At 48.5% G+C, this 433-nt stretch carries 4 tRNA genes; all 4 read right to left on the bottom strand.

The annotated features are described in order from the left end of the window. Nucleotides 1–83: 83 nt before the first annotated feature. Nucleotides 84–159, bottom strand: a tRNA-Lys gene (locus tag TW85_RS25095). A 15-nt stretch (nt 160–174) separates the two neighbouring features. Then, nucleotides 175–250 (bottom strand) — tRNA-His (locus TW85_RS25090). 27 nt (nt 251–277) lie between these two features. Continuing rightward, nucleotides 278–354, bottom strand: a tRNA-Pro gene (locus tag TW85_RS25085). Nucleotides 355–356: 2 nt separating this feature from the next. Beyond that, nucleotides 357–432: transfer RNA gene (locus tag TW85_RS25080), tRNA-Asn, on the bottom strand. Nucleotide 433 lies beyond the last annotated feature (1 nt).

The following is a 433-nucleotide window of genomic DNA, read 5'->3' as shown; positions in this document are numbered from 1 at the left end:
ACCAACTGAGCTATCGAGGAATTACCGAATTCTGGATGAAATGTAGCTAACTGATTTTGTTGCGCATTTCTAAATGAGATAGTTGGTGGGTCGTACTGGATTCGAACCAGTGACCAATTGATTAAAAGTCAACTGCTCTACCAACTGAGCTAACGACCCAACTATCATCTGTAATGGGGTGGACGATGGGGCTTGAACCCACGACCGCCGGAATCACAATCCGGAGCTCTACCAACTGAGCTACGCCCACCATTACAAGGTGATGACGATAAATTAATGGTCGGAGTAGAGGGATTCGAACCCCCGACATCCTGCTCCCAAAGCAGGCGCGCTACCAGACTGCGCTATACTCCGAATGGCTCCTCGAACTGGACTCGAACCAGTGACCCAATGATTAACAGTCATTTGCTCTACCAACTGAGCTATCGAGGAA

Origin of the sequence: Marinomonas sp. S3726 (assembly GCF_000967665.1) — a bacterium.
In the GTDB taxonomy this organism is placed as follows: Bacteria; Pseudomonadota; Gammaproteobacteria; order Pseudomonadales; family Marinomonadaceae; genus Marinomonas.
Note: the sequence above shows the minus strand (reverse complement) of the source record. Positions and strands in the feature narration are given on the sequence as shown.